Raw genomic sequence first — 22,309 nt, 5'->3', positions numbered from 1 at the left:
TTCTAATGTCGTTCTTTTGCCAATTGAAGCCCATTGGTTGGCCCAGATCAGTGCCGGCCCGCGCGCAATCGATCGACAATGGCCCGAACCTGCTCGCGGGTGACGTCGAAACTGTTGCTTGTGTCGATCACATAGTCCGCTCTGGCGCGCTTGTCGCTGTCGGGCACTTGCCGCGCGAGGATCATCGCGAATTTCTCCGCGGTCATGCCCGGGCGCTTCATGACGCGCTCTCTCTGACTCTCCGCATCGCAGCTGACGACGACGACCCGATCCACCCGCTTTTCGGCCCTGGTCTCGAAAAGCAGGGGAATATCGAGAAGAACAAAAGGCGCCCCGGCCGCCTTGTGCCGGGCGATGAATTCCATTTCCTTGGCGCGAACGAGCGGGTGGACGATCCGCTCCAGTTCGCCGAGCCGCTCCGGTTGCGCAAGCAGTTGCCGGGAGAGTTCCGCCCGGTCGATGACGCCGTCCTTTGCGACACCCGGGAAGGCTGCTTCGACCGGGGCGACCGCTTCGCCGCGATAGAGGTCGTGGACCACCTCGTCCGCGTCGCTCGCCGGTACGCCGAGCTCCCGAAACATCTGAGCCGCTGTCGTTTTTCCCATGCCGATGGAGCCCGTGAGCCCGACGATGATCATGCGTGAACGTCCATATCCTCGATGATGATTTGCCGAAGCGTTTCATCGACAACCGGTCTCTGACCGAACCATTTCTCGAATCCGGGCACTGCCTGATGCAAAAGCATGCCAAGCCCGTCGACGATGCGGAAGCCCTGCGCTTCGGCCTGGTAAAGGAGCGGTGTCTTCAGCGGCACATAGACGATATCGGTGACCACGGCGCCGCTTGCCAAGGGCGAGAAATCGATTGATGGCACCGGCTCGCCGTCCATGCCGAGCGACGTCGTGTTCACGAACAGGCCGGCGCCGGCCATAACTTCGGAAAGTGCGGCTACCGGATGAGCCTCAACGGCGCGGCCGAACCGGTCGGCCAGTTCCTGCGCCCTGGCGGCGGTGCGGTTCACCACGTGGATCGTCTTGACGCCGCGATCGCGGACGGCCTGGATCACGGCGCGACTGGCGCCGCCGGCGCCGAGGATGACCGCCGTCGAGCTCCGGTCCCAGCCGCTGGCGCGCTCGTCCAGATTGGCGACGAAGCCACGCCCGTCCGTATTCGTCGCTGAGATCTTTCCGTCCTCGAGCCAGAGCGTGTTGGCGGCGCCAAGCTCGGCGCTCAGCTCATCCGGCCGGTCTGCAAGCTCATATGCCATCTCCTTGTGGGGGATGGTGACATTGCCGCCGCAGAAGCCGGCGCTGCCGTCCCGCAACTGGCGCATGAAATCCGGGAATGCCTCCGGGGTCACTTCGTAAGCCCGGTAGCTTCCGGCAATTCCGAACTGCTTCAGCCAATAGCCGTGAATCAGCGGCGAGCGCGAATGCTTGATCGGACAGCCCGTGACGAAGGCATGGTTAACAAATGTTTCACGTGAATCACGCATCGATCGATCCCAATTCGCGCAGTTTGGAAAGAAGCGGCAGCATCGGCAGGCCCAAAATGGTAAAGTAATCGCCGTCGATCTTCTCGAAGAGCTGGATCCCCTCGCCTTCGAGCTGATAGGCGCCGACGCTCGAAAGCGCCTTCTCCCCGACCCGCTTCAGATGCCGTTCGACAAAGGTCCGGTCCAAGGGCCTGACCGTCATATGCGCCGTCGAGACGTGCCGCCAGAGGACATCGCCATCGCGGACGATCACGATCGCGCTGTTCAGGCTGTGCGTCTCGCCGGCGAGCGACAAGAGATGCTCGGCGGCTTCCGCCATGTCCTTCGGCTTGTGATAGACGCGGGCCCCAAGCGACATCGTCTGGTCGCTGCCGATCACCAGCGCTCCATCGAAATGGCGCGAGACATTCCTCGCCTTTGCTTCGGCGAGCGCCAGCGCAACTTCGGTCGGCGACGCACCTGCTTCCTCCAGCGGACGCTCCAGGGCCCGCTCGTCTAGCTGAGCTGCGCGCGCCGCAAATGTCAGCCCCGCATTTTCCAGGAGGGCGCGTCGAAATGGGCTGGCAGAGGCCAGCACGAGCGAGGATTTCATCTTCTCAATTCCGCAGTCCCGAGATCACCATGGTCGCTGGACCGGTTCGATCCGAACCATCATGATCGATTCATCATGAACCGGAACCGAACGGTGACCGTCCGACTGGTGCGCGCCCCGCCCGGTTCCTGCGATTCGCTCTATCTGAGCCGAGGACGAAGGGCAACGATTGCCGCGGCCGTTTCCTCGATCGAACGCCGCGTCACGTCGATCAGCGGCCAATTGTTGCGCGCGCAGAGCGTGCGGGCATATTTCAGTTCCTCGGCGATCGCTGCCCGGTCGGTATAGTCCTCGCCATGGAAGCTCTGGGTCGTGCCGAGCACGCGATGCTGGCGGACTTGCGACAGTCGGTCGGCACTGGCGATCAGCCCCACCACCAGCGGCTTCGTCGCCTTGAGCAACCCGTCCGGCAAGGGCACGCCGGGCACGATCGGGATGTTGGCGGTCTTGATGCCGCGATTGGCAAGATAGATGCTCGTCGGCGTCTTCGAGGTCCGGCTCACCCCGACGAGCACGACGTCCGCCGCGTTGAAATCGGCCGGCATCTGGCCATCGTCGTGATCCATGGTGAAATTCAGCGCTTCAATCCGGGCGAAATAATCGGCATCCATGACGTGCTGTGCGCCCGAACGCCGACGCGACGGCGAACCAAGATAGGATTGGAACAGCTCGATGATCGGATCGAGGACCGAAACGCAAGGAACGCCGATCTCGCGGCAGCGCTGGTCGATCATACCGGCAAGCTCCCGGTCGACGATTGTATAGAGCACGATGCCCGGCGCGCCGTCGATGGCGTCGAGGACCTGCATCAACTGCTTCTTGTTGCGGATCAGCGGATAGACGTGTTCGAGCGCGTGCGCGGACTGGAATTGCGCCGCCGCCGCGCGGCCCGCGGCAATCAGCGTCTCGCCGGTCGAATCGGAGACGAGATGCAGGTGGAAGTAGTTTTTTCGGTTCTCCACGCAATTCTCCGGAGGCTGTTGATAGGCCGGGACACCAGACGCCAAAATCGCGGTCGCCGCTCAGGCACGTGGAAAACCGCCGCGTTATTCACATTCGGTACCGAGACGAAAAACGCCCAGGCGCTGTTGTGGACAAGACTCATGCCGACGACAAATTGTCACGCGGATCGACTCCTTGTCCACAGGAATCGCAAATCCGGGAGTGCAGCCAAGATCCTGACTTTTCTGAGTTTTCGCGCCTTTTCCCGATCCATCGGAAATTCGGTCGAACTTTCTCCCACCATGCGCGCGTCGATCCCTGCTGATTGGAAGAACTGAGGATTGATTTTAATCCTTGATACCCACCGACTCTAAGAAATAGAAACCTTTTCAATAAGGTTTTATTTTTAGATTGGGGAATGGCGAGTGGCAGAGACACGTCGCAAAGTGATAGAGGTGTTGAACGGCAAATGCCTCACACCTCCACCCGTTTGGCTGATGCGCCAGGCCGGCCGCTATCTGCCGGAATATCGCGCTACGCGAGTGAAAGCCGGGAGCTTCCTCGATCTCTGTTATACGCCGGATCTCGCCGTGGAAGTGACGCTGCAGCCGATCCGGCGCTACGCCTTCGACGCTGCGATCCTCTTCTCCGATATTCTCGTCATTCCCGATGCGCTTCACCGGAACGTCCGTTTCGAGGAGGGCCACGGGCCACGGATGGATCCGATCGATGCGGACGGCATTGCGGGCCTCAAGGCCGATGACGTTTTGAGTCACCTCACTCCCGTCTTCGAAACCGTTTCGCGGCTCCGCCGGGAATTGCGGGCGGAGACGACGCTGCTCGGTTTCTGTGGTGCGCCTTGGACGGTTGCGACCTACATGATCGCCGGTCGCGGCACACCTGACCAGGCACCCGCACGCCTTTTCGCCTACCGCCATCCGAAGGCTTTCGAGCAGCTTTTGGCCTTCCTGGCCGACGTTTCTGCCGACTACCTGGTCGAGCAGATCGATGCCGGCGCCGATGCGGTGCAGATCTTCGATTCCTGGGCGGGTGTCCTCGGCGAGGATGAGTTTGCGCGCTTTGCCGTCGAGCCGGTGCGGCGGATCGTTGCATCCGTGCGCGCCCGCCGCCCTTCGGCGAAGATCATCGCCTTTGCCAAGGGAGCCGGCCTGTTGCTCAAGGACTATCGCCGGTCGACCGGCGCCGACGCGATCGGGCTCGACTGGGCTGTGCCCCTGTCATTCGCTGCCGAATTGCAGAAGGACGGTCCGGTGCAGGGCAATCTCGACCCGATGCGGGTTGTTGCCGGCGGGGCGGCAATGGAGCGCGGCATCGATCGGATTCTCGATGTGCTCGGCAATGGACCATTGATCTTCAATCTCGGCCACGGCATCACGCCTGAGGCCGACCCGGAGAACGTCGCCGCCCTCGTTGCGCGTGTTCGCGGGAGAGGGTGATGATCGAGCGGCAGACGGATAACGCTCCCGGAAAGCGGGCGCGGCTTCGGGCGATTGCCGCGCTGTCCGTCTTTGTGGCTTTGCTGGCCGGGCTTTTCGTCGGGCGGCCGGGCGATCTCTATCTCTGGATCAAGGCGCTTCACATCATCGCGGTGATTTCTTGGATAGCGGGGCTCCTCTATCTGCCGCGGCTGTTCATCTATCACACCGATGCGCTGCCCGGTTCGGTGCAGTCCGAGACCTTCAAGACGATGGAGCGACGGCTGCTGAAGGTCATCATGAATCCGGCGATGATGATCGCCTGGGTCCTCGGCCTCTATCTCGCCTGGAGCGTCTACGGCTTCCGTGGCGGCTGGCTTCACGCGAAGCTCTTCTGCGTCGTGCTGTTGACGCTCGTGCACGTGCATTTCGGCCGGGCGGTGGCTGACTTTCAGCGGGACGCGAATCGGAAGAGCGCGCGCTACTGGAGGCTGATGAACGAGGCGCCGACCCTGTTGATGATCCTCATCGTCATCCTCGCCGTCGTGAAACCATTTTGACTTCAATCGATTCAGAGCTGTAATAGTTGGCGCTTAATTTGCGGCGCCCCCTTGCGGCGTTTCACGTGAATCGCTATTTTCGCCCATCTCCTTCATCCCAAGGCCTGTGACGAAGTTTAGAGCCTGCCGCTTTTCCCCCTCTGCAGCTCCCTTACGAAAATCACGCCTGCTCCCATTCCCCTACAAATCATGGACTCTTCATGGCTGAAATGAAGCTTCAAGATCTCAAGAACAAGACGCCGACGGATCTCCTTGCCTTTGCCGAAGAGGTCGAGGTCGAGAACGCCAGCACCATGCGCAAGCAAGAGCTGATGTTCGCCATCCTCAAAAACCTGGCCACGCAAGAGATAGAAATCATCGGTGAAGGCGTTGTCGAGGTCCTTCAGGACGGATTTGGCTTTCTTCGATCGGCAAATGCAAACTACCTGCCCGGTCCGGACGACATCTACATTTCGCCATCGCAGATCCGCCGCTTTTCGTTGAAGACGGGCGATACGGTCGAAGGGCCGATACGCGGCCCGAAGGAAGGCGAGCGCTACTTCGCGCTGCTCAAGGTCAACACGATCAATTTCGACGATCCGGAAAAGATCCGCCACAAGGTTCACTTCGACAATCTGACGCCGCTCTACCCGAATGAGCGGTTCAAGATGGAACTTGAAGTACCGACCTCCAAGGACCTGTCCGCCCGCGTCATCGACCTCGTCGCTCCGCTCGGCAAGGGGCAGCGTGGCCTCATCGTCGCCCCGCCGCGTACCGGCAAGACGGTTCTCTTGCAGAACATCGCCCATTCGATCACCGCCAATCATCCGGAATGCTATCTGATCGTACTGTTGATCGACGAGCGGCCTGAAGAAGTGACCGACATGCAGCGTTCGGTGAAAGGCGAAGTCGTCTCCTCGACCTTCGACGAGCCGGCAACGCGCCACGTGCAGGTGGCCGAAATGGTCATCGAGAAGGCGAAGCGCCTCGTCGAGCATGGCCGTGATGTCGTCATTCTTCTCGACTCGGTCACCCGCCTCGGCCGTGCCTACAACACGGTCGTGCCGTCCTCCGGCAAGGTGCTGACCGGCGGCGTCGACGCCAATGCCCTGCAGCGTCCGAAGCGCTTCTTCGGTGCGGCTCGTAATATCGAGGAAGGCGGCTCGCTGACGATCATTGCCACGGCGCTGATCGACACCGGCAGCCGCATGGACGAAGTCATCTTCGAAGAGTTCAAGGGAACCGGCAACTCGGAAATCGTGCTCGACCGCAAGGTTGCCGACAAGCGCATCTTCCCGGCGATGGACATTCTGAAGTCCGGCACGCGCAAGGAAGACCTGCTGGTGCCGCGCCAGGATCTGCAGAAAATCTTCGTGCTGCGCCGCATTCTTGCACCGATGGGCACGACCGATGCGATCGAGTTCCTCATCGACAAGCTCAAGCAGACGAAGACAAACGGCGATTTCTTCGATTCGATGAACACCTGATCGATTGCTGCCGTACCATCCAGGTGGCCGGGATTCACTGAATCCCGGCCTTTTCTGTCGCTGGTATTCCTCAGCTGCCTGGTCGTGGCGCCAGTGTGGGTCCTGCGGTCCTTCGGCATCACGATGATTCACGTGAAACAGTGCGTCTGTCCGCCGCAATCCGCATAGCCTTGGCTATGCTTGATTTCCGGGCCGCAGGCATGCATAAGTCTGCGCCGTTGCCGACGACCGACGCAGCGTGTTTCGGCGTACGAACATAGTGCTCGCCTAAGGTTGCACCTCTACACAGACAGAGAAAACCGTTGACGTGGCGCGCGGATTCGCGCTGTGCCTTCACCGGATCGAACAAGCCGATGCAGTTCACGGATACCATATACGCGCTCTCCAGCGGCGCCCTACCCGCCGGCGTTGCCGTGATCCGCATCAGCGGACCGGCGACGGCCGATGCGCTGGTGCGCCTATGCGGTGCACTGCCGAAACCGCGTTCCGCCTCGCTCAAAACGATTCGGACTCGAAACGATGAGATGCTGGATAGCGGACTGGTGATCTACTTTCCCGCTCCGGCCTCGTTCACCGGAGAGGACTGCTGCGAGCTGCAGGTACATGGCGGGCGGGCCGTGGTGCACGCCATTCTCGATGCGCTCGCCGGGTTCGAAGGGCTGCGGCATGCCGAAGCCGGCGAGTTCTCGCGGCGCGCCTTCCAAAACGGCAAGATGGATCTCGTCGAGGTCGAGGGGTTAGCCGATCTGATCACTGCCGAGACGGAGATGCAGCGTCGTCTTGCCCTCGAGCAGTCCAGCGGCGGTCAATCGGCTGTCTACCAGAGTTGGGCTCGACGCCTGACGCATGCGCGCGCGATGATCGAGGCGGAACTCGACTTTGCCGATGAAGAGGATGTTCCCGGTTCCGTCAGCGAGACGATTTGGGCCGACATCGAGAAGCTTCAGGGGGAGATTGACGCGCATATCGACCAGGCCGGCCTTGCCGAGATTGTTCGCGACGGTCTGAAGATCGTCATTGCGGGCGAACCGAATGCCGGAAAATCGAGCTTACTCAATGCGCTCGCCAAGAGGGACATTGCGATCGTCACGGAGATTGCCGGGACGACTCGCGATGTTCTATCGGTTGACCTTTCCTTAGCCGGCTTCTCAGTGAAGCTGTTTGACACCGCCGGACTTCGGGAAACCGCGGAAATCGTCGAGCGGGAAGGCATCCGCCGGGCGCGTGAGGTTATCGGGCACGCCGATTTGATCCTGCTGCTATCGGAGAAACCGGGCGACTTCGTCTGGAGCGAACCGGTCGGGGGTGATGTGCCGGTGCTTCGTGTCGCAACGAAGATCGATCGCAAGGCGACGACTTGGTCGCCCGAGCAGGCCGACGTGTTCCTATCGACGAAGACGGGCGACGGCATCGCCGATTTGCTGGAAAGGATCAAGGCACACCTTCCCGATCTGGCGGGCCGGACCGCACTTGCCATGCCGTCGCGGAAGCGCCATGTGGATTGCCTGAGACAGGCGAGCGCGGCGCTTGCGAGCGGCCTAGCCGCAGAGGGTCTCGACATCCAGGCGGAACAGCTTCGACTGGCAAGTGACGCCCTTGGGCGGATCACCGGCCGCGTCGATGTCGAGAATTTGCTCGACGTGATATTCTCGGAATTCTGCATCGGCAAATGACGTCTCAGGGCGATTGCACCAATTCCGAGTCTGCTCGGCACGTTTCACGTGAAACTTCTTGACTCGGTGCTGCGAATTGCGAATCAAGACCTGAAGTGAGCGAGAGTAGGTATGACAAGCTTTGATGTCATCGTGATTGGCGGCGGCCATGCCGGCTGCGAAGCCGCTTCGGCGGCGGCACGGTTGGGTGCGCGGACCGCGCTCATCACCCATAAGAAAGAGACAATCGGTGTAATGTCCTGCAACCCTGCCATTGGCGGCTTGGGAAAGGGCCATCTGGTCCGCGAGATTGACGCACTGGACGGGCTGATGGGTCGCGTCGCCGATGCGGCCGGTATTCAGTTCCGGCTGCTTAACCGGCGCAAGGGACCGGCGGTCAGGGGACCACGCACGCAAGCGGATCGCCGGCTCTACCGCGACGCTATGCAGCGGGAGATTGATGCAACCGACAATCTCACCGTGATCGAAGGAGACGCTTATGACCTCCTGACCGAAGCCGATGTGGTAGCCGGCGTGATCATGAAAGACGGCCGGGTGTTTCGCACCGCTGCGGTGGTACTGACGACCGGCACCTTTCTCAAGGGTCTGATTCACATCGGTGACCGCAAGATCCCGGCCGGCCGCGTCGGCGAGGAGCCGTCGGTAGGCCTTTCGGAGACGCTAACGCGCTTCGGCCTCAGACTTGGACGGTTGAAAACCGGTACGCCGGCGCGCTTGGATGGCCGGACAATCGACTGGGACCGCGTTGCCCGCCAGGGGCCGGACGAAGAGCCGGTGCCCTTCTCTTTCATGACCGACGGGATTGTCAACCGCCAGATCGATTGCGGCGTCACCCGGACGACGGACGCCACACACAAGGTCATTGCCGACAATATTCACCGCTCCGCCATGTATTCGGGCCAGATCGAGGGAGTTGGGCCACGCTATTGCCCGTCGATCGAGGACAAGATCGTCCGCTTCGGCGAACGGGATGGCCATCAAATTTTCCTTGAGCCGGAGGGGCTCGAGGATGACACCATTTACCCGAACGGCATTTCTACCTCCTTGCCGGAAGATGTGCAGGAATCGTTTATCCGCACCATTCCGGGTCTGGAAAGTGTGTCCATCCTCCAGCCAGGCTATGCCATCGAATATGACCATGTCGATCCGCGCGAGCTGCAGCTTTCGCTGGCGGTACGCAAGATGCCCGGCCTCTTCCTGGCGGGTCAGATCAACGGCACGACAGGCTATGAGGAAGCGGGAGCGCAGGGTCTCGTGGCCGGCCTGAACGCAGGGCTGGCGGCAACCGGGCGCGAGTCCTTCGTTTTCAGTCGGACGGATTCCTACATCGGCGTGATGATCGACGACCTGACGTCGCGCGGCATCACTGAGCCTTACCGGATGTTTACCTCCCGGGCGGAGTATCGGCTGTCGCTGAGGGCCGACAATGCCGATATGCGTTTGACCCCGGTCGGCGTCGAGTTGGGTTGCGTCGGAGAGGCGCGGCGGGCACGCTTTGCATCCTGGAAGGGCGCCTATGAAGAGGGTCGCACCCTTCTGCAGTCCCTGTCCATCACGCCGAACGAAGGCAGGCGGTTTGGCCTAAAACTTAACCAGGACGGTCAGCGGCGTTCCGCCTTCGAAATCCTCTCCTACCCGGGTCAGACCATCGAGGCGCTCAAGCCCTTGTGGCCGCAGCTCGAAGAAGCGATCGAGCGCCGTCTCGGCGAGGCGTTGGAGATCGATGCGGCTTATGCCGTTTATATGGAGCGTCAGGCTGCGGACATCGCCGGTATCCGGCGGGAGGAGAGCGCGATAATTCCGGATGACTTCGATTATAGCGACTTGCCGGGGCTGTCGAACGAACTGAAGCAGAAGCTGGCACAGCAGCGGCCCCGCAACTTGGCCCAGGCGATGAAGGTCGATGGCATGACGCCCGCCGCTGTGTCGTTGCTGCTGACGTGGCTAAGGCGGCAGGAGCGTGGTGTCAGGCCTGTGGCGGAGCCTGCGGCACAATGAAAGCGAGTCCTGCCGAGCGCATGAAAGCGCTGCGTGTTTCACGTGAAACGCTCGAAAAGCTGGAGCATTTCGCCGTGCTTTTTCAGAAGTGGGCGAAGTCGATTAACCTCGTGGCGCCATCCACGCTCGAAGACCTGTGGCAGCGCCACATCGTTGACAGCCTGCAGATTTTCCAGCTTTCGCCTTCCCCAAAAGCCTGGGTCGATCTCGGCAGCGGCGGCGGCTTCCCCGGCGTGATCACCGCCATCTGCTTGTCGGAATATTCTGACGGCTGGGTGGATCTTGTCGAAAGCAACAACAAGAAGGCAGCCTTTCTACGAATTGCCCTGAATGAAACCGGTGCGCGTGGATCGGTGCATCCGATTCGAATCGAGCAAGCTCCGTCTGTGATTCCCCGTTGCGACGCGGTTTCGGCTCGCGCGCTGGCCGATTTGACCCAGTTGCTCGACTATTGCACGCCCTGGATGCTCGAGGAGACGTCGAATACGGTCGCTTTCTTTCACAAAGGCCGGGATTATCAGCAGGAAGTCGACAAAGCCGTTAGTCGCTTTCAATTCGATCTGGTAAAACATGCAAGTGTCGTCGAGCCGGATTCGGTTGTGCTCGAGATTGCAAATCTTTCGCGTCGGACGAAGTGATAGGCGAGCGAAGCATGTTTGGCCCAAGAAATCGGATCATCACCATTGCCAATCAGAAAGGCGGCGTCGGCAAGACGACGACCGCGATCAATCTAGCGACCGCACTGGCGGCTATCGGCGAAAGGGTTCTGATCGTCGACCTCGATCCGCAGGGAAACGCCAGCACCGGACTCGGCATTCAGCGTCGCGACAGGCACCTGTCTTCCTACGAGCTGATGATGGGCAGCCATTCCATTGGCGAGATTGCGCGCGAGACCGCGGTGCCAAACCTGGCGATCATCCCATCGACAATGGATCTGCTTGGCGTCGAAATGGAGATTTCGCGCGAAGCCGACCGGGTCTTCCGCCTGCGCAAGGCGCTGACCGCCCCGGAAGCGCTCGCCTATTCCTATATCTTGGTGGACTGCCCGCCGTCCTTCAACCTGTTAACGATGAACGCCATGGCCGCGGCGCATTCGGTGCTCGTGCCGCTGCAATGCGAGTTCTTTGCGCTGGAGGGTCTCAGTCAGCTGTTGGAGACGGTCGACCAGGTGCGTCGCACGGTGAATCCGAGCTTGGATATCCAGGGTATCGTGCTGACCATGTTCGACTCGCGCAACAATCTGGCACAGCAGGTGGTCAGCGATGTCCGGACCCACCTCGGCGAAAAGGTCTATCACACTTTGATTCCACGCAACGTGCGCGTTTCCGAGGCCCCGTCCTACGGCAAACCGGCGATTCTCTACGATCTCAAATGCGCCGGAAGCCAGGCCTATTTGCAATTGGCGTCAGAAGTTATCCAACGTGAGCGCCAGCGAAAGGCGGCGTAAACGTTTCGGTATCGTAATTAATCGGGTGTAGAATGAACGACGACAGCTCCAAGAGGCGCCTCGGCCGCGGTTTGGCCGCCTTGATTGGCGAAATGGACCAGCCGTTGCAAAGTGGAACGGCGCCTGCAAGCCAGGTCAATGCCGACCGCCGCGTGCCAATCGAATTCGTCTCCCGGAACCCGCGCAACCCCCGTCGCCAATTCGACGAAGCGGAGTTGCAGGATCTGGCCAGTTCGATTCGCCAGCACGGCATCGTCCAGCCTGTCGTGGTTCGCACCGTAGGTCATGAGCGTTACGAGATCATCGCCGGTGAGCGCCGCTGGCGGGCGGCGCAGCTTGCCGGCTTCACGGAAATACCGGTGATCGTGCGCGATGTGGACGATCGGACGGCCCTCGAGATCGCGATCGTTGAGAACGTCCAGCGTTCGGATCTCAATCCGCTGGAAGAGGCGCTTGGCTACGAGCAGCTGATCGCCGAACACGGCTATACGCAGAACGATCTCGGCGACATCATCGGCAAGAGCCGCAGCCATGTCGCCAACAGTTTGCGGCTGCTCAAATTGCCGGAACCGGTCCGCGACATGCTCTCCGACGGCAGCCTGTCGGCCGGCCATGCGCGCGCCCTCGTCCCGACTTCCGATCCGGTGGCGCTGGCACGCTCGATCGTCTCCAAGGGCCTGTCGGTGCGCGAAGCGGAGCGCATGGCCCAGAACGACATCAAGGCCCAGAACGATCCGAATTTCGCCAAGAGCCGGCAGCGCGATGAGAAGGATGCCGATACGCTGGCGCTGGAACGCACCCTGTCGGACAGCTTGGGGTTAGAGGTGACCGTCAGCCATAGGGCATCCGGAGGGCATCTGCGGATCGCCTATAAGACCCTCGATCAGCTCGAAGAGATTTGCCGGCTACTCGAGCGACGTTAGGACTGGGTTTCATAAGCTCCTTCCCAAACCCCTCCCCAAAAGGGAGGGACTTGCGATGCCGCACTGCATCCGCCAAATCTCGGCGGTTTCGCGGGCTCCCATGTTGGAGTCATCTCGGCTGCACGGCTCCGATTTTTGCCTGCTACACAAAATGCAGCGGTCGGAATGGGCTCGTGGTTGCGAGGTGCACTTACCCCCTCCCCGTTGTGGGCCCCTTGCGGCAGGCCTTGGGGAGGGGAAAACCACAGGCGGATCCTAGTCGAGATCAGTGGCAACTAGCTGCTTCGAACACTCTCGCTCGGATTCATCGAGAGGCCCCCCCAACGCTGTAGGAACACTGATCACCGCTTTGCCGACTGTATCGCGATCGCAAGGAGATTCTGCAGCACCATACTCTCTTCCAGGCTCTGTCGCGCGCGGCTCTGGTAAATTGTTGCCTGGAGCCGTCGCAGTTCACGCCGGATCGCCGGCGTGGTCCAGTGCTTGAGCGCCGCCTCGACAATCGGCTTGCGGCGGAAATGAAGGCCGCGGCCGAGGCTTGCAACCACCTGGCTCGCCGACTGGCGGCTTGTGTCCATCTCGGCGCGCATCGCATCCAGTTGCTGAAACTGCCTGAGGCAGCCCTGGAGCACCAGGAAGGGCGGCGTTTTCGAGGTGGTGATCTTCTTCATGGCGTGCAGCAGTGCATCGACGTCGCCCTGCAGCACCGCGTCCACCGCGTCGTCGACGGAAATGGCGCTGGCGTCGCCGACAATGGCGAGGACGTCCTCTTCGTCGACCATATCCTTGCCACGGCAATAGAGTGCGAGCTTCCGCACCTCGTTCCGCGAGGCCATGCGGTCGCCGCCGAGCGCTTCGAGTAGACGCTCGCGTGCCGCCGGGCTTATGCGCAGATCCGCCTCAGAAAGTTCCTTGTCGACGAGAGCATGCAGGCTGCGGGCGTCGTCGCTGTAGCAGGCGATGGAGGCGACCGCCCGCGACGATTCGCCAATCTTCCTGAGCGCCGCGCCCTTCTTCAGGTCGCCCGCCTCGATGATCAGCGTGCTCCCGGGCGGTGGCGTGTCGGCAAGAATCTGCAAGGCTTCGCCGATCGCCTTCTCGCTCGAGGCTCCGCGGATCCAGACGAGTTTATCGCCGCCGAAAAGCCCGATGGCATTGACTTCGTCGAGCACCCTGCCGGCGCCCTGCTGCAACTCCGTTGCATCAAGCTTGACGACGGCAAAGGGGTCATCGAGAGCGACGCCGCAGCGGCCGGCAAGCTGGGCGGCACGCTCGGAAACGAGGCCACGGTCGGGGCCGTAGAGCAGGAAAAGGCGGTAGTTCGACGCGCCTCGGTTGAGGAAGCTGTCGAATTCGTGCGATTTGACCTCGCTCATCCGAATACCGGCGTCAGCGGCCGAGAGCGGCGGCGATATCAGCCCCGATGAGTTCCGCCAGTTCCTTGGCGGCGCGATTCTCGGCGTCGCGAACGGCGCGAACCTTTGCGAATTCCTGTTCCGGGAAATCGGCGAGCGCGACCGCCGAGCGATAGCCCGCCTTCACCGTCTCGCCTGTTCCCGTCCTCGTCAGATTGTAGTCTGCCTTGACGACGATGCGGCCGGCGTTCGCCCGGTCCTCCGCATCGTCGTAAAGCACACCCATCGTCCGGTGCGAAACATTGAGGGCGAGATGATATTGCGGGTTGACCGGCTCGCCCTGGCCACCCGAGGCCAGGAAGATCAATGCATTGCGGACTTCCTGCTCGACGCGATCGTCCGCTTCCGCGATCTCGATGGAGGCAAGCGCCACAGAGGTCGCACCGGTCGGACCGTCGGAATAGAGCGGACGGACCTGGCAGCCGGCCAGCGCCGTCAGCAGTAACGTGCCGGCAAGCACGCCCAGGAACCGGAGACGAAGGCCAGCTTTCTCAGACGACGACATTGACGATCCTTTGCGGCACGACAATAATTTTCTTCGGGCTGCCGCCGTTGAGCGCCGCTTTTACGGCGTCAAGTGCGAGGACGGCGCTTTCGATCGCACTCTGATCTGCGTCGCGCGCGATTGTCAAATCGGCGCGTTTCTTGCCGTTGATCTGCACCGGCAAGGTGATTTCGTTCTCGACGACGAGCGCCGGGTCGAAGGCCGGCCATGATCTCTCGGCGATCAGCCCCGCGCCGCCGATCTCGCGCCAGCACTCTTCGGCGAGATGCGGCATCATCGGCGCGATCAGGTCGATCAGGATCGTCGTGGCGTCCTTGACAGCGGCGGTGACGGCCGGGTCGGCCTTGCCCGCGGCAACCTGCGCGAGCGGCGCGGCCAGCACGTTGACGAGCTCATAAATCCGCGCCACGGCCTTGTTGAAGGCAAGTTTGTCGTAGTCAGCCTCGACTGCGCGCAGAGTGCGATGGGCGGCCTGCGATATCGCCATGCCCTCGCCTTCCTTAGCCGGCGAGGCATTTACGCCGCGCAGGTTTTCGGCAGCCTCGCCGACCAGGCGCCAGACGCGCTGGACGAAGCGGTGGGCGCCCTCGACGCCCGCCTCGGACCAGATCACGTCGCGGTCCGGCGGCGAATCGGAGAGCACGAAGAAGCGTGCCGTGTCGGCGCCATAGGAGCCGATGATGTCGTCCGGATCGACGACGTTCTTCCTGGACTTCGACATCTTCTCGATCGAGCCGATGGCGATTTCCTCGCCGGTTTCGACGAGCAGCGCGCGGCGGCGGCCGTCGATCTCTTCGATGCGGACTTCCGCGGGCGTGATCCATTCGCGCTGCGCACCTTCGCCGCGGCTATAGGTCTCGTGCACCACCATGCCCTGCGTGAACAGCCCCTTGAAGGGCTCGTCCAGTGCCACGTGGCCGGTCGCCTTCATCGCCCGGGTGAAGAAGCGCGAATAAAGCAGATGCAGGATCGCATGCTCGATACCGCCGATATACTGATCTACCGGCAGCCAGTGATTGGCAACCTTCGGATCGGTCGGATTGTCCTCCCAGGGCGCCGTGAAACGCGTGAAATACCAGGAGGAATCGACGAACGTGTCCATCGTGTCGGTTTCCCGACGCGCGTCCTTGCCGCATTCGGGGCAGGCCACATGCCGCCAGGTCGGGTGCCTGTCGAGCGGGTTGCCGGGCTTGTCGAAGGTGACGTCCGGCGGCAGGACCACGGGCAGATCGGTCTTCGGCACCGGAACGACGCCGCAATCCTCGCAATGGATGACCGGGATCGGGCAACCCCAATAACGCTGCCTGGAGATTCCCCAGTCGCGCAGGCGGAAATTCACCTTGCGTTCGGCGCGCGGGTCGCCGTTCAGCGTCTCCTTCTCGAGCTTCGAGGCGACGGCCTCGAAGGCCTCTTCCGTGGGAAGCCCGTCGAGGAAGCGCGAGTTGATCATGACCCCGTCGCCGACATAGGCCTCGTCTTCGATCGTGAAGCTTGCCGGATCGGCATCCTTCGGCATCACGACGGGCACGACCGGCAGGTCGTATTTGCGGGCGAAATCAAGGTCACGCTGGTCGCCGGAGGGGCAGCCGAAAATCGCGCCCGTGCCGTAGTCCATCAGCACGAAATTGGCGACATAGACGGGCAGCTCCCAATCCGGGTCGAACGGATGCCTGGCGCGGATGCCGGTATCCATCCCCTTCTTCTCGGCCGTCTCGAGGGCGGCGAGCGATGTTCCGGCGCGCCGGCACTCCTCACAGAAGGCGTCGATCGCCGCATTGTTGGCAGCGGCTTCCCTGGCGAGCGGATGGTCGGCGGAGATCGCCAGGAACGAGGCGCCGAACAGCGTGTCGGGACGCGTGGTATAGACGGTCAGCTCCCTGCTGTCGCCGGGAACCGTCGCCGGATCAAGTTCCCACCGCAGAGCCAAGCCCTCGGAACGGCCAATCCAGTTTTTCTGCATCAGCCGCACCTTTTCCGGCCACTGATCCAGACCATCGAGCGCGTCGAGCAGATCCTGACTGAAATCGGTGATGCGGAAGAACCATTGCGTCAGCTCGCGCTGTTCGACCAGCGCTCCCGAGCGCCAGCCACGGCCGTCGATTACCTGTTCGTTGGCGAGCACGGTGTTGTCGACCGGGTCCCAATTGACCTTCGATTGCCTGCGGTAGACCAGGCCCTTTTTCAGGAAATCGAGGAAGAGATGCTGCTGGCGCTGATAATAGGCCGGATCACAGGTGGCGAATTCGCGGCTCCAATCGAGCGACAGGCCCATGACCTTGAGCTGCGCCTTCATCGAGGCGATGTTCTGGTAGGTCCAACTGGCCGGATGCACGCCCCGTTCCATGGCGGCGTTCTCGGCCGGCATGCCGAAGGCATCCCAGCCCATCGGATGCAGCACGTTGAAGCCGCGGGCGCGCTTGTAACGGGCTACGACGTCGCCCATCGTATAGTTGCGCACGTGGCCCATGTGGATCCGCCCGGACGGATAGGGGAACATCTCGAGCACGTAATATTTTTCACGTGGATCGTCGTTGCTGGTCTCGAAGACCTTGCCTGCGTCCCATTCCTGCTGCCAGCGCGGTTCGGCATCACGCGGATTATATCGTTCGGTAGCCATGTCTTTGTCGATGTTCCGGAAATTTTGCGGCGTCCAAAGCGCCCTCGTAATAGCTGGCCTGACCTTCATCATGAAACCGCCGGACCGTCAAGTTTTCAGGGCCAGGACACCGCACTTTGGCCTATTCGGCGGCCGTTACCGTCGCCGGGCTTGGCAAGTGTCGCAAGTTTCAATAATCCGCATGTGAGCCTCGACACCGCAAGGAGCGCAGAATGGACGTACAGGAACGATTGGGCGATGTCCTGAGCCGGATTCGCGCCAGCGAAAGGGCGGCGAAGCGGGCTGAAGGCGTCGTCACGCTCGTCGCCGTCTCGAAGACCTTCGACGCAGAGGCGATCCGACCGGTGATCGCTGCCGGCCAGCGGGTATTCGGTGAAAATCGCGTCCAGGAAGCACAAGGCAAGTGGCCGGAGCTCAAGCGCGAGACGCCTAATGTCGAACTGCACCTGATCGGCCCGCTGCAGTCCAACAAGGCGGCCGACGCCGTCGCGCTCTTCGATGTAATCGAAACGATCGATCGAGAGAAGATCGCCCGCGTCGTCGCCGCCGAGATGGAGCGGCAGGGCCGCAAGCCGCGGCTTTATGTGCAGGTCAATACCGGTCTCGAGCCGCAGAAGGCGGGCATAGCACCGGAGGCGACCGTCGCGTTCATCGATCTCTGCCGCCTGGAGCTTGGCCTCGATGTCGAGGGCCTGATGTGCATTCCCCCTCTCGATGAGAATCCGGGTCCGCATTTCGCCCTGCTTGCGAAACTCGCGGCCAAGTGCGGTCTCACCAAGATCTCCATGGGCATGTCCGGCGATTTCGAAACGGCCATCGCTTTCGGCGCCAGCAGCGTCCGGGTCGGCTCGGCGATCTTCGGCGCGCGCTGATTGGCAGAGCTTGGAGAGCGGCAGAGAGCCGCACTCGTCTCGATTCCGACCATTACCCTTTCGTCGGGCTTTCCCTTTGCCTCCACGGGCTTATCCTCCAGCACAGAGGAGTCGGGCCATCCGTCCAGAAGGTCAGTGGAGGAGAACGGAAATGGCAAGTCGCTATTCCGATGTGTATGCCGCATGGAAAGCCGATCCGCAGGGCTTCTGGTCCGAAGCCGCGGAGGCGATCGACTGGGTCGAAAGGCCGCGGCGGATCTTCGACGCCGAGCGTGGGCCTTACGGGCACTGGTTTCCGGATGGCGTCACCAACACCTGTTACAATTGCCTCGACCGCCATGTCGAGGCGGGCCGCGGTGAGCAGACGGCGTTCATCTACGATAGTCCCGTCACCGGCAGGACCGAAAAGATCACCTATGCGGCGCTGCTCGCCGACGTAAAGGCAATGGCGGCGGTCTATGGAAAGCTCGGTATCGACAAGGGCGACCGGATCATCATCTATATGCCGATGATCCCTGAAGCCGCGATCGCCATGCTGGCGGCGGCGCGGATCGGCGCGGTCCATTCGGTCGTCTTCGGCGGCTTTGCCGCCAATGAGCTCGCCGTCCGGATCGATGATTGCCAGGCCAGGCTCGTCGTTTCGGCAAGCTGCGGGCTGGAGCCCGGCCGCACCGTCGCCTACAAGCCGCTGCTCGATCAGGCGATCGAGATCGCCAGCAACAAGCCCGCCCACTGCCTCATCTTCCAGCGCGACATGCTGGCCGCCGAGATGGTGCCCGGTCGTGATCTCGATTTCGCCGATGCTCTGGCGGCTGCCAGGGAGGCCGGCGATGAAGCACCCTGTGCAGCGATCGCCTCCACCGATCCGCTCTATGTCCTTTACACCTCCGGAACCACCGGCCAGCCGAAGGGCGTCGTGCGCGACAATGGCGGCCACATGGTCGCGTTGAAATGGTCGATGGAGAATTTCTTCGGCGTCCGGCCTGGCGAGGTCTTCTGGGCGGCATCCGACATCGGTTGGGTCGTCGGGCACTCCTATATCGTCTACGGACCGCTCCTCAATGGCAGCACCTCGATCCTGTTTGAGGGCAAGCCGGTCGGGACCCCCGACCCGGGCACCTATTGGCGAATCATCGCCGAGCACGGCGTCGCCGTGATGTTCACCGCCCCGACAGCGCTGCGTGCGATCCGTAAGGAGGATCCGGAAGCCTCCCATGTGGCGCGTTATGACCTGTCGCGCTTCCGCGCCCTCTATCTTGCCGGCGAACGCGCCGATCCGGACACGATCCGCTGGGCCGAGCGGGCACTCGGGGTACCGGTCATCGATCACTGGTGGCAGACGGAGACCGGCTGGCCGGTCGCCGGCAACCCGCTGGGCCTCGGCTTGCTGCCGGTCAAATACGGATCGCCCGCCGTTCCCCTCCCCGGTTATGACGTGCAGGTCGTAGATGATGCCGGTCATCCGGTCGAGGCGGGGACGCTCGGCAATGTCGTGGTCAAGCTGCCGCTGCCGCCCGGCTGCCTGCCGACGCTCTGGAAGGCCGACGACCGGTTTCGGGCCGCCTATCTCGAGGAATATCCCAGCTACTACAAGACGGCCGACGCCGGCTATATCGACGAGGACGGCTATGTCTTCATCATGGCGCGTACCGACGACATCATCAACGTTGCGGGGCATCGGCTTTCGACGGGGGCTATGGAGGAGGTCTGCGTCAGTCATCCGGACGTCGCCGAATGCGCCGTGATCGGCATCGCCGATCCGTTGAAGGGGCAGATTCCGGCCGGCTTCCTGGTGATCAACTCGAATGTTTCCCGTGAAACATCGGATATCGAGACAGAGGTCATCGACCTCGTTCGCGAGCGCATCGGCCCTGTCGCCGCCTTCCGAACCGCGATCTGCGTCAAGCGGCTGCCGAAGACCCGGTCCGGCAAGATTCTGCGCGCCACAATACAGAAGATCGCCGACCGCCAGCCCTGGAAGATGCCGGCGACGATCGACGACCCGGCGATCCTCGATGAAATCACCGAGGCGCTTCACGCCAAGGGTATCGGCATTTGACGCGGGGCGTCAGTTCGATGTGGGGTCAACAACCTGTTTGAACCAGCCGCAGAAGGCGGACGCGGCCGTCTGGCGCGAGGACTTGCTGATCAGGAAGTAGCTCTCCTCTTCGAGGATAGAAGTCTCGGAGAGCACGATCAGGTCGCCGTTGTCGATCTCGCGCCGGCATACTTCGACCGGGCAAAGCGCGACGCCATGACCGGCGATGGCGGCGGTCGCCAGCAGATTGAAATCCTGAAACACCGGACCCTTCGGTGCCCCGGGCGGCACTATGCCGGCCCGGGCGAACCATTGCTGCCAATGGGCCGTCGTCTCGTCGTGCAAGAGGTCCGCCGTGGCGATCTGCTGAGCAGTCGCGAGACGACCCTCCCGTTCCAGATAACGCGGACTTGCGACGGGCCTGTTGATGCGGGAAAAGAGCCGATCCGAGACGACGCCGTCGGACAGATCGGCGCCGAGCGTGATGAGCACGTCGCAGCCGGTTTCACGTAGGCGCTGCGCTGCCATGGCATAGACCACCCTGACCGTGATATCGGCATGGGCTGCGAGGAACTCACCGAGCGCCGGGATCAGCCAGCGGGTCGCAATCGAGGGAATGCAGGCGACGGTGATTTCCGATTTCGTCCTGAGCTTCAAGGATTCCGCTTCGGCGGCAATGCGCTCGAAGCTTACCGACAGGGCTTCGGCAAGCCGCTCGGCTTCGGGCGCGAGCCGAACGCCGCGCTTTTCGCGCAGGAACAGGGGTCGGCCGAACCATTCCTCCAATTGCCGGATCTGATGGCTCACGGCGGCATGCGTGACATGCAATTCGTCGGCGGCGCGCGAGAAGCTGGCGAGGCGGGCGGCGGCTTCGAAGACCCGCAAGGCGCCCAAGGGCGGCATCATATGTAAATTCTCCTCAACTATCCGGTGAGGAATCATCGTTTGTAAGAGGCATAAATCAAGCAAATAAAGGGATTCATCGCGACGGCCCCGGGGACCCATTGCGGGATTTGTCAGATTTTCTTACACGAGGAGAACGCCATGTTCGTGCGCAGTCTGCAGGACGTTGAAGTCACCGATCACTTCGTCGAGTGGGGCAGCGGTACCAGCCACCGACTGCTGACGGAAAAGGACGGCATGGGCTTCACCGTCTGCCATACGGTGGTGCGGGCCAACACCGTGTCGCTGCTTCAATACCGCAACCATCTCGAAGCCTGCTATTGCATCGCCGGCGAAGGCGAGGTCGAAGACATGGAGGGCAATGTCTTTCCGATCCGCAGGGGCGACATCTATGTGCTCGACAAGCATGACAAGCACTATCTGCGCGGGGGCCGCGACAAGGACCTGGTCCTCGTCAGTATCTTCAATCCGCCGCTCACGGGGACGGAGCGCCACAACCTCAAAGACTCTTCGGGCTCGGCCTATTGAGTACGGCAACAAAAAACCCGGATCCTGCGATCCGGGTTCTTGAATCTCACCGCTGACGAACCGATCAATAGTCGTCGTCTTCGTCCTTGCGGTCCGACTTCAGCGACTTCAGCTTGGCGAAGACGGCGTCGGCGTCGATTTCCTTCTCTTCTTCGCGTTCGAAGCTGTAGTCGAGCTTCTCGGTTTCCCGTGCCGACTCGAGCGTCGCGCCCACCTCGGCCGCGGTCGGCAGCGGGCGGCCCTTGGCGGCGCGCTCGACTTCGAGGTCGAGGTCGATCTGCGAGCAGAGGCCGAGGGTGACCGGATCCATCGGCGTCAGGTTGGCAGAGTTCCAATGGGTGCGTTCGCGAATCTGCTCAATCGTCGACTTCGTCGTGCCGACGAGGCGCGAAATCTGCGCGTCCTTCAGTTCCGGATGGTTGCGGACCAGCCAGAGAATGGCGTTCGGACGGTCCTGGCGCTTGGAAACGGGCGTGTAGCGCGGTCCCTTGCGCTTCGAATCCGGAACGCGGACCTTCGGTTCGGAGAGCTTGAGCTTATGGTTCGGATTTGCCTCGCCGCGGGCGATCTCGTCGCGCGAAAGCTGACCGGTTGCAATGGGGTCGAGGCCCTTGATGCCCTGCGCCGATTCACCGTCGGCAATCGCTTTGACTTCGAGCGGGTGCAGCTTGCAAAACTGCGCGATCTGGTCGAACGAGAGTGCGGTGTTGTCAACGAGCCAGACGGCCGTTGCCTTGGGCATAAGCAATTGCTGAGCCATGGATATAGTCCTTTTGTCCGCCGCGCCGGTGTCGCGGGCCGTTGAGTCTACCACTCATTTCCGGGAATTGAGCGTTCTATATCGTTCTTGTCTCGAAATTGCAATTCTTCACTTCCGAATGTGCTTTTGTCTAATTGCG

20 protein-coding genes are annotated in these 22,309 nt (G+C 61.8%); 11 read left to right on the top strand and 9 right to left on the bottom strand.

Annotation, left to right across the window (positions count from 1 at the left end; genetic code table 11):
* Window positions 1-47 precede the first annotated feature (47 nt).
* The 4 genes from coaE to CO676_RS12890 form a co-directional block, all read right to left on the bottom strand.
* On the bottom strand, window positions 48-638 hold the full coding sequence (coaE, locus tag CO676_RS12905; protein WP_014766479.1) for a dephospho-CoA kinase: 591 nt from the start codon (window positions 636-638) through the stop codon (window positions 48-50).
* Complete coding sequence (locus CO676_RS12900) at window positions 635-1,495, bottom strand: shikimate dehydrogenase (RefSeq protein ID WP_097521343.1); 861 nt, start codon at window positions 1,493-1,495, stop codon at window positions 635-637. Before CO676_RS12900 ends, coaE begins: the two co-directional genes overlap by 4 nt.
* Complete coding sequence (locus tag CO676_RS12895) at window positions 1,488-2,087, bottom strand: Maf-like protein (RefSeq protein WP_097521342.1); 600 nt, start codon at window positions 2,085-2,087, stop codon at window positions 1,488-1,490. The genes CO676_RS12900 and CO676_RS12895 overlap by 8 nt, the downstream gene beginning before the upstream one ends.
* Before the next feature lie 140 nt (window positions 2,088-2,227).
* A complete protein-coding gene (locus tag CO676_RS12890) occupies window positions 2,228-3,049 on the bottom strand; it encodes a pyruvate, water dikinase regulatory protein (RefSeq protein ID WP_014766476.1) in 822 nt (273 codons plus the stop codon).
* 405 nt (window positions 3,050-3,454) lie between these two features.
* Here CO676_RS12890 and hemE point away from each other — a divergent pair, with 405 nt between their 5' ends.
* The 8 genes from hemE to CO676_RS12850 all read left to right on the top strand — a co-directional run bounded on the left by hemE (window position 3,455) and on the right by CO676_RS12850 (window position 12,532).
* Window positions 3,455-4,486, top strand: coding sequence for a uroporphyrinogen decarboxylase (gene hemE, locus CO676_RS12885; protein WP_097521341.1), 1,032 nt, complete (start codon window positions 3,455-3,457; stop codon window positions 4,484-4,486).
* Window positions 4,483-5,025, top strand: coding sequence for a protoporphyrinogen oxidase HemJ (gene hemJ, locus CO676_RS12880; protein ID WP_174900819.1), 543 nt, complete (start codon window positions 4,483-4,485; stop codon window positions 5,023-5,025). Before hemE ends, hemJ begins: the two co-directional genes overlap by 4 nt.
* A 200-nt stretch (window positions 5,026-5,225) precedes the next feature.
* The gene (gene rho, locus CO676_RS12875; RefSeq protein WP_014766473.1) at window positions 5,226-6,491 is read left to right on the top strand and encodes a transcription termination factor Rho; all 1,266 of its coding nucleotides are present in this window, start codon (window positions 5,226-5,228) and stop codon (window positions 6,489-6,491) included.
* Window positions 6,492-6,844: 353 nt separating this feature from the next.
* Window positions 6,845-8,164, top strand: a complete 1,320-nt coding sequence (mnmE, locus tag CO676_RS12870; protein ID WP_097521385.1) for a tRNA uridine-5-carboxymethylaminomethyl(34) synthesis GTPase MnmE — start codon at window positions 6,845-6,847, stop codon at window positions 8,162-8,164.
* 111 nt (window positions 8,165-8,275) lie between these two features.
* Window positions 8,276-10,162 carry a tRNA uridine-5-carboxymethylaminomethyl(34) synthesis enzyme MnmG gene (gene mnmG / locus CO676_RS12865; protein WP_097521340.1) on the top strand — a complete coding sequence of 629 codons (1,887 nt, stop codon included), beginning with the start codon at window positions 8,276-8,278 and terminating at the stop codon, window positions 10,160-10,162.
* Window positions 10,159-10,800, top strand: coding sequence for a 16S rRNA (guanine(527)-N(7))-methyltransferase RsmG (gene rsmG, locus CO676_RS12860; RefSeq protein WP_097521339.1), 642 nt, complete (start codon window positions 10,159-10,161; stop codon window positions 10,798-10,800). The genes mnmG and rsmG overlap by 4 nt, the downstream gene beginning before the upstream one ends.
* A gap of 14 nt (window positions 10,801-10,814) precedes the next feature.
* Window positions 10,815-11,609 (top strand): ParA family protein, encoded by a 795-nt coding sequence (locus CO676_RS12855; protein ID WP_014766469.1) that lies wholly within the window; start codon window positions 10,815-10,817, stop codon window positions 11,607-11,609.
* A 32-nt stretch (window positions 11,610-11,641) separates the two neighbouring features.
* A complete protein-coding gene (locus CO676_RS12850) occupies window positions 11,642-12,532 on the top strand; it encodes a ParB/RepB/Spo0J family partition protein (protein ID WP_097521338.1) in 891 nt (296 codons plus the stop codon).
* A 341-nt stretch (window positions 12,533-12,873) separates the two neighbouring features.
* Here CO676_RS12850 and holA read toward each other — a convergent pair whose 3' ends face one another.
* The 3 genes from holA to leuS are packed head-to-tail and all read right to left on the bottom strand — an operon-like array spanning window position 12,874 to window position 17,069.
* A complete protein-coding gene (holA, locus tag CO676_RS12845) occupies window positions 12,874-13,908 on the bottom strand; it encodes a DNA polymerase III subunit delta (protein WP_097521337.1) in 1,035 nt (344 codons plus the stop codon).
* Between the two features lie 13 nt (window positions 13,909-13,921).
* Window positions 13,922-14,452, bottom strand: a complete 531-nt coding sequence (gene lptE / locus CO676_RS12840; protein WP_097521336.1) for an LPS assembly lipoprotein LptE — start codon at window positions 14,450-14,452, stop codon at window positions 13,922-13,924.
* Entirely contained in the window at window positions 14,439-17,069 is a 2,631-nt protein-coding gene (gene leuS, locus CO676_RS12835; RefSeq protein WP_097521384.1) for a leucine--tRNA ligase, read from the bottom strand. The genes lptE and leuS overlap by 14 nt, the downstream gene beginning before the upstream one ends.
* A gap of 212 nt (window positions 17,070-17,281) precedes the next feature.
* On the opposite strand from leuS, the gene CO676_RS12830 reads away from it, so the two are divergent.
* Both CO676_RS12830 and CO676_RS12825 read left to right on the top strand, forming a co-directional pair.
* Complete coding sequence (locus CO676_RS12830; protein WP_097521335.1) at window positions 17,282-17,941, top strand: YggS family pyridoxal phosphate-dependent enzyme; 660 nt, start codon at window positions 17,282-17,284, stop codon at window positions 17,939-17,941.
* A 151-nt stretch (window positions 17,942-18,092) separates the two neighbouring features.
* Window positions 18,093-20,000 (top strand): AMP-binding protein, encoded by a 1,908-nt coding sequence (locus CO676_RS12825; RefSeq protein ID WP_097521334.1) that lies wholly within the window; start codon window positions 18,093-18,095, stop codon window positions 19,998-20,000.
* A gap of 9 nt (window positions 20,001-20,009) precedes the next feature.
* On the opposite strand, the gene CO676_RS12820 is transcribed toward CO676_RS12825, so the two are convergent.
* The gene (locus CO676_RS12820) at window positions 20,010-20,885 is read right to left on the bottom strand and encodes a LysR substrate-binding domain-containing protein (protein ID WP_097521333.1); all 876 of its coding nucleotides are present in this window, start codon (window positions 20,883-20,885) and stop codon (window positions 20,010-20,012) included.
* 138 nt (window positions 20,886-21,023) lie between these two features.
* Between CO676_RS12820 and CO676_RS12815 the strand changes: the two genes are divergently transcribed.
* Window positions 21,024-21,410 (top strand): ectoine synthase, encoded by a 387-nt coding sequence (locus CO676_RS12815; protein ID WP_014766461.1) that lies wholly within the window; start codon window positions 21,024-21,026, stop codon window positions 21,408-21,410.
* Window positions 21,411-21,474: 64 nt separating this feature from the next.
* Here CO676_RS12815 and CO676_RS12810 read toward each other — a convergent pair whose 3' ends face one another.
* Window positions 21,475-22,170, bottom strand: coding sequence for a DUF1013 domain-containing protein (locus CO676_RS12810; protein ID WP_014766460.1), 696 nt, complete (start codon window positions 22,168-22,170; stop codon window positions 21,475-21,477).
* Window positions 22,171-22,309 lie beyond the last annotated feature (139 nt).

The sequence above is a fragment of the Sinorhizobium sp. BJ1 genome (genome assembly GCF_002531555.1).
Lineage (GTDB): Bacteria > Pseudomonadota > Alphaproteobacteria > Rhizobiales > Rhizobiaceae > Sinorhizobium > Sinorhizobium fredii_B.
This window is presented reverse-complemented; position numbering and strand designations above follow the sequence as displayed.

Bases quoted from the DNA above. Each gene is read 5' to 3' on its own strand.
- coaE (WP_014766479.1), bottom strand. From the start codon at position 638: ATGATCATCGTCGGGCTCACGGGCTCCATCGGCATGGGAAAAACGACA.
- CO676_RS12900 (WP_097521343.1), bottom strand. From the start codon at position 1,495: ATGCGTGATTCACGTGAAACATTTGTTAACCATGCCTTCGTCACGGGC.
- CO676_RS12895 (WP_097521342.1), bottom strand. From the start codon at position 2,087: ATGAAATCCTCGCTCGTGCTGGCCTCTGCCAGCCCATTTCGACGCGCC.
- rho (WP_014766473.1), top strand. From the start codon at position 5,226: ATGGCTGAAATGAAGCTTCAAGATCTCAAGAACAAGACGCCGACGGAT.
- mnmE (WP_097521385.1), top strand. From the start codon at position 6,845: ATGCAGTTCACGGATACCATATACGCGCTCTCCAGCGGCGCCCTACCC.
- mnmG (WP_097521340.1), top strand. From the start codon at position 8,276: ATGACAAGCTTTGATGTCATCGTGATTGGCGGCGGCCATGCCGGCTGC.
- rsmG (WP_097521339.1), top strand. From the start codon at position 10,159: ATGAAAGCGAGTCCTGCCGAGCGCATGAAAGCGCTGCGTGTTTCACGT.
- CO676_RS12855 (WP_014766469.1), top strand. From the start codon at position 10,815: ATGTTTGGCCCAAGAAATCGGATCATCACCATTGCCAATCAGAAAGGC.
- CO676_RS12850 (WP_097521338.1), top strand. From the start codon at position 11,642: ATGAACGACGACAGCTCCAAGAGGCGCCTCGGCCGCGGTTTGGCCGCC.
- holA (WP_097521337.1), bottom strand. From the start codon at position 13,908: ATGAGCGAGGTCAAATCGCACGAATTCGACAGCTTCCTCAACCGAGGC.
- lptE (WP_097521336.1), bottom strand. From the start codon at position 14,452: ATGTCGTCGTCTGAGAAAGCTGGCCTTCGTCTCCGGTTCCTGGGCGTG.
- leuS (WP_097521384.1), bottom strand. From the start codon at position 17,069: ATGGCTACCGAACGATATAATCCGCGTGATGCCGAACCGCGCTGGCAG.
- CO676_RS12830 (WP_097521335.1), top strand. From the start codon at position 17,282: ATGGACGTACAGGAACGATTGGGCGATGTCCTGAGCCGGATTCGCGCC.
- CO676_RS12825 (WP_097521334.1), top strand. From the start codon at position 18,093: ATGGCAAGTCGCTATTCCGATGTGTATGCCGCATGGAAAGCCGATCCG.
- CO676_RS12820 (WP_097521333.1), bottom strand. From the start codon at position 20,885: ATGATGCCGCCCTTGGGCGCCTTGCGGGTCTTCGAAGCCGCCGCCCGC.
- CO676_RS12815 (WP_014766461.1), top strand. From the start codon at position 21,024: ATGTTCGTGCGCAGTCTGCAGGACGTTGAAGTCACCGATCACTTCGTC.
- CO676_RS12810 (WP_014766460.1), bottom strand. From the start codon at position 22,170: ATGGCTCAGCAATTGCTTATGCCCAAGGCAACGGCCGTCTGGCTCGTT.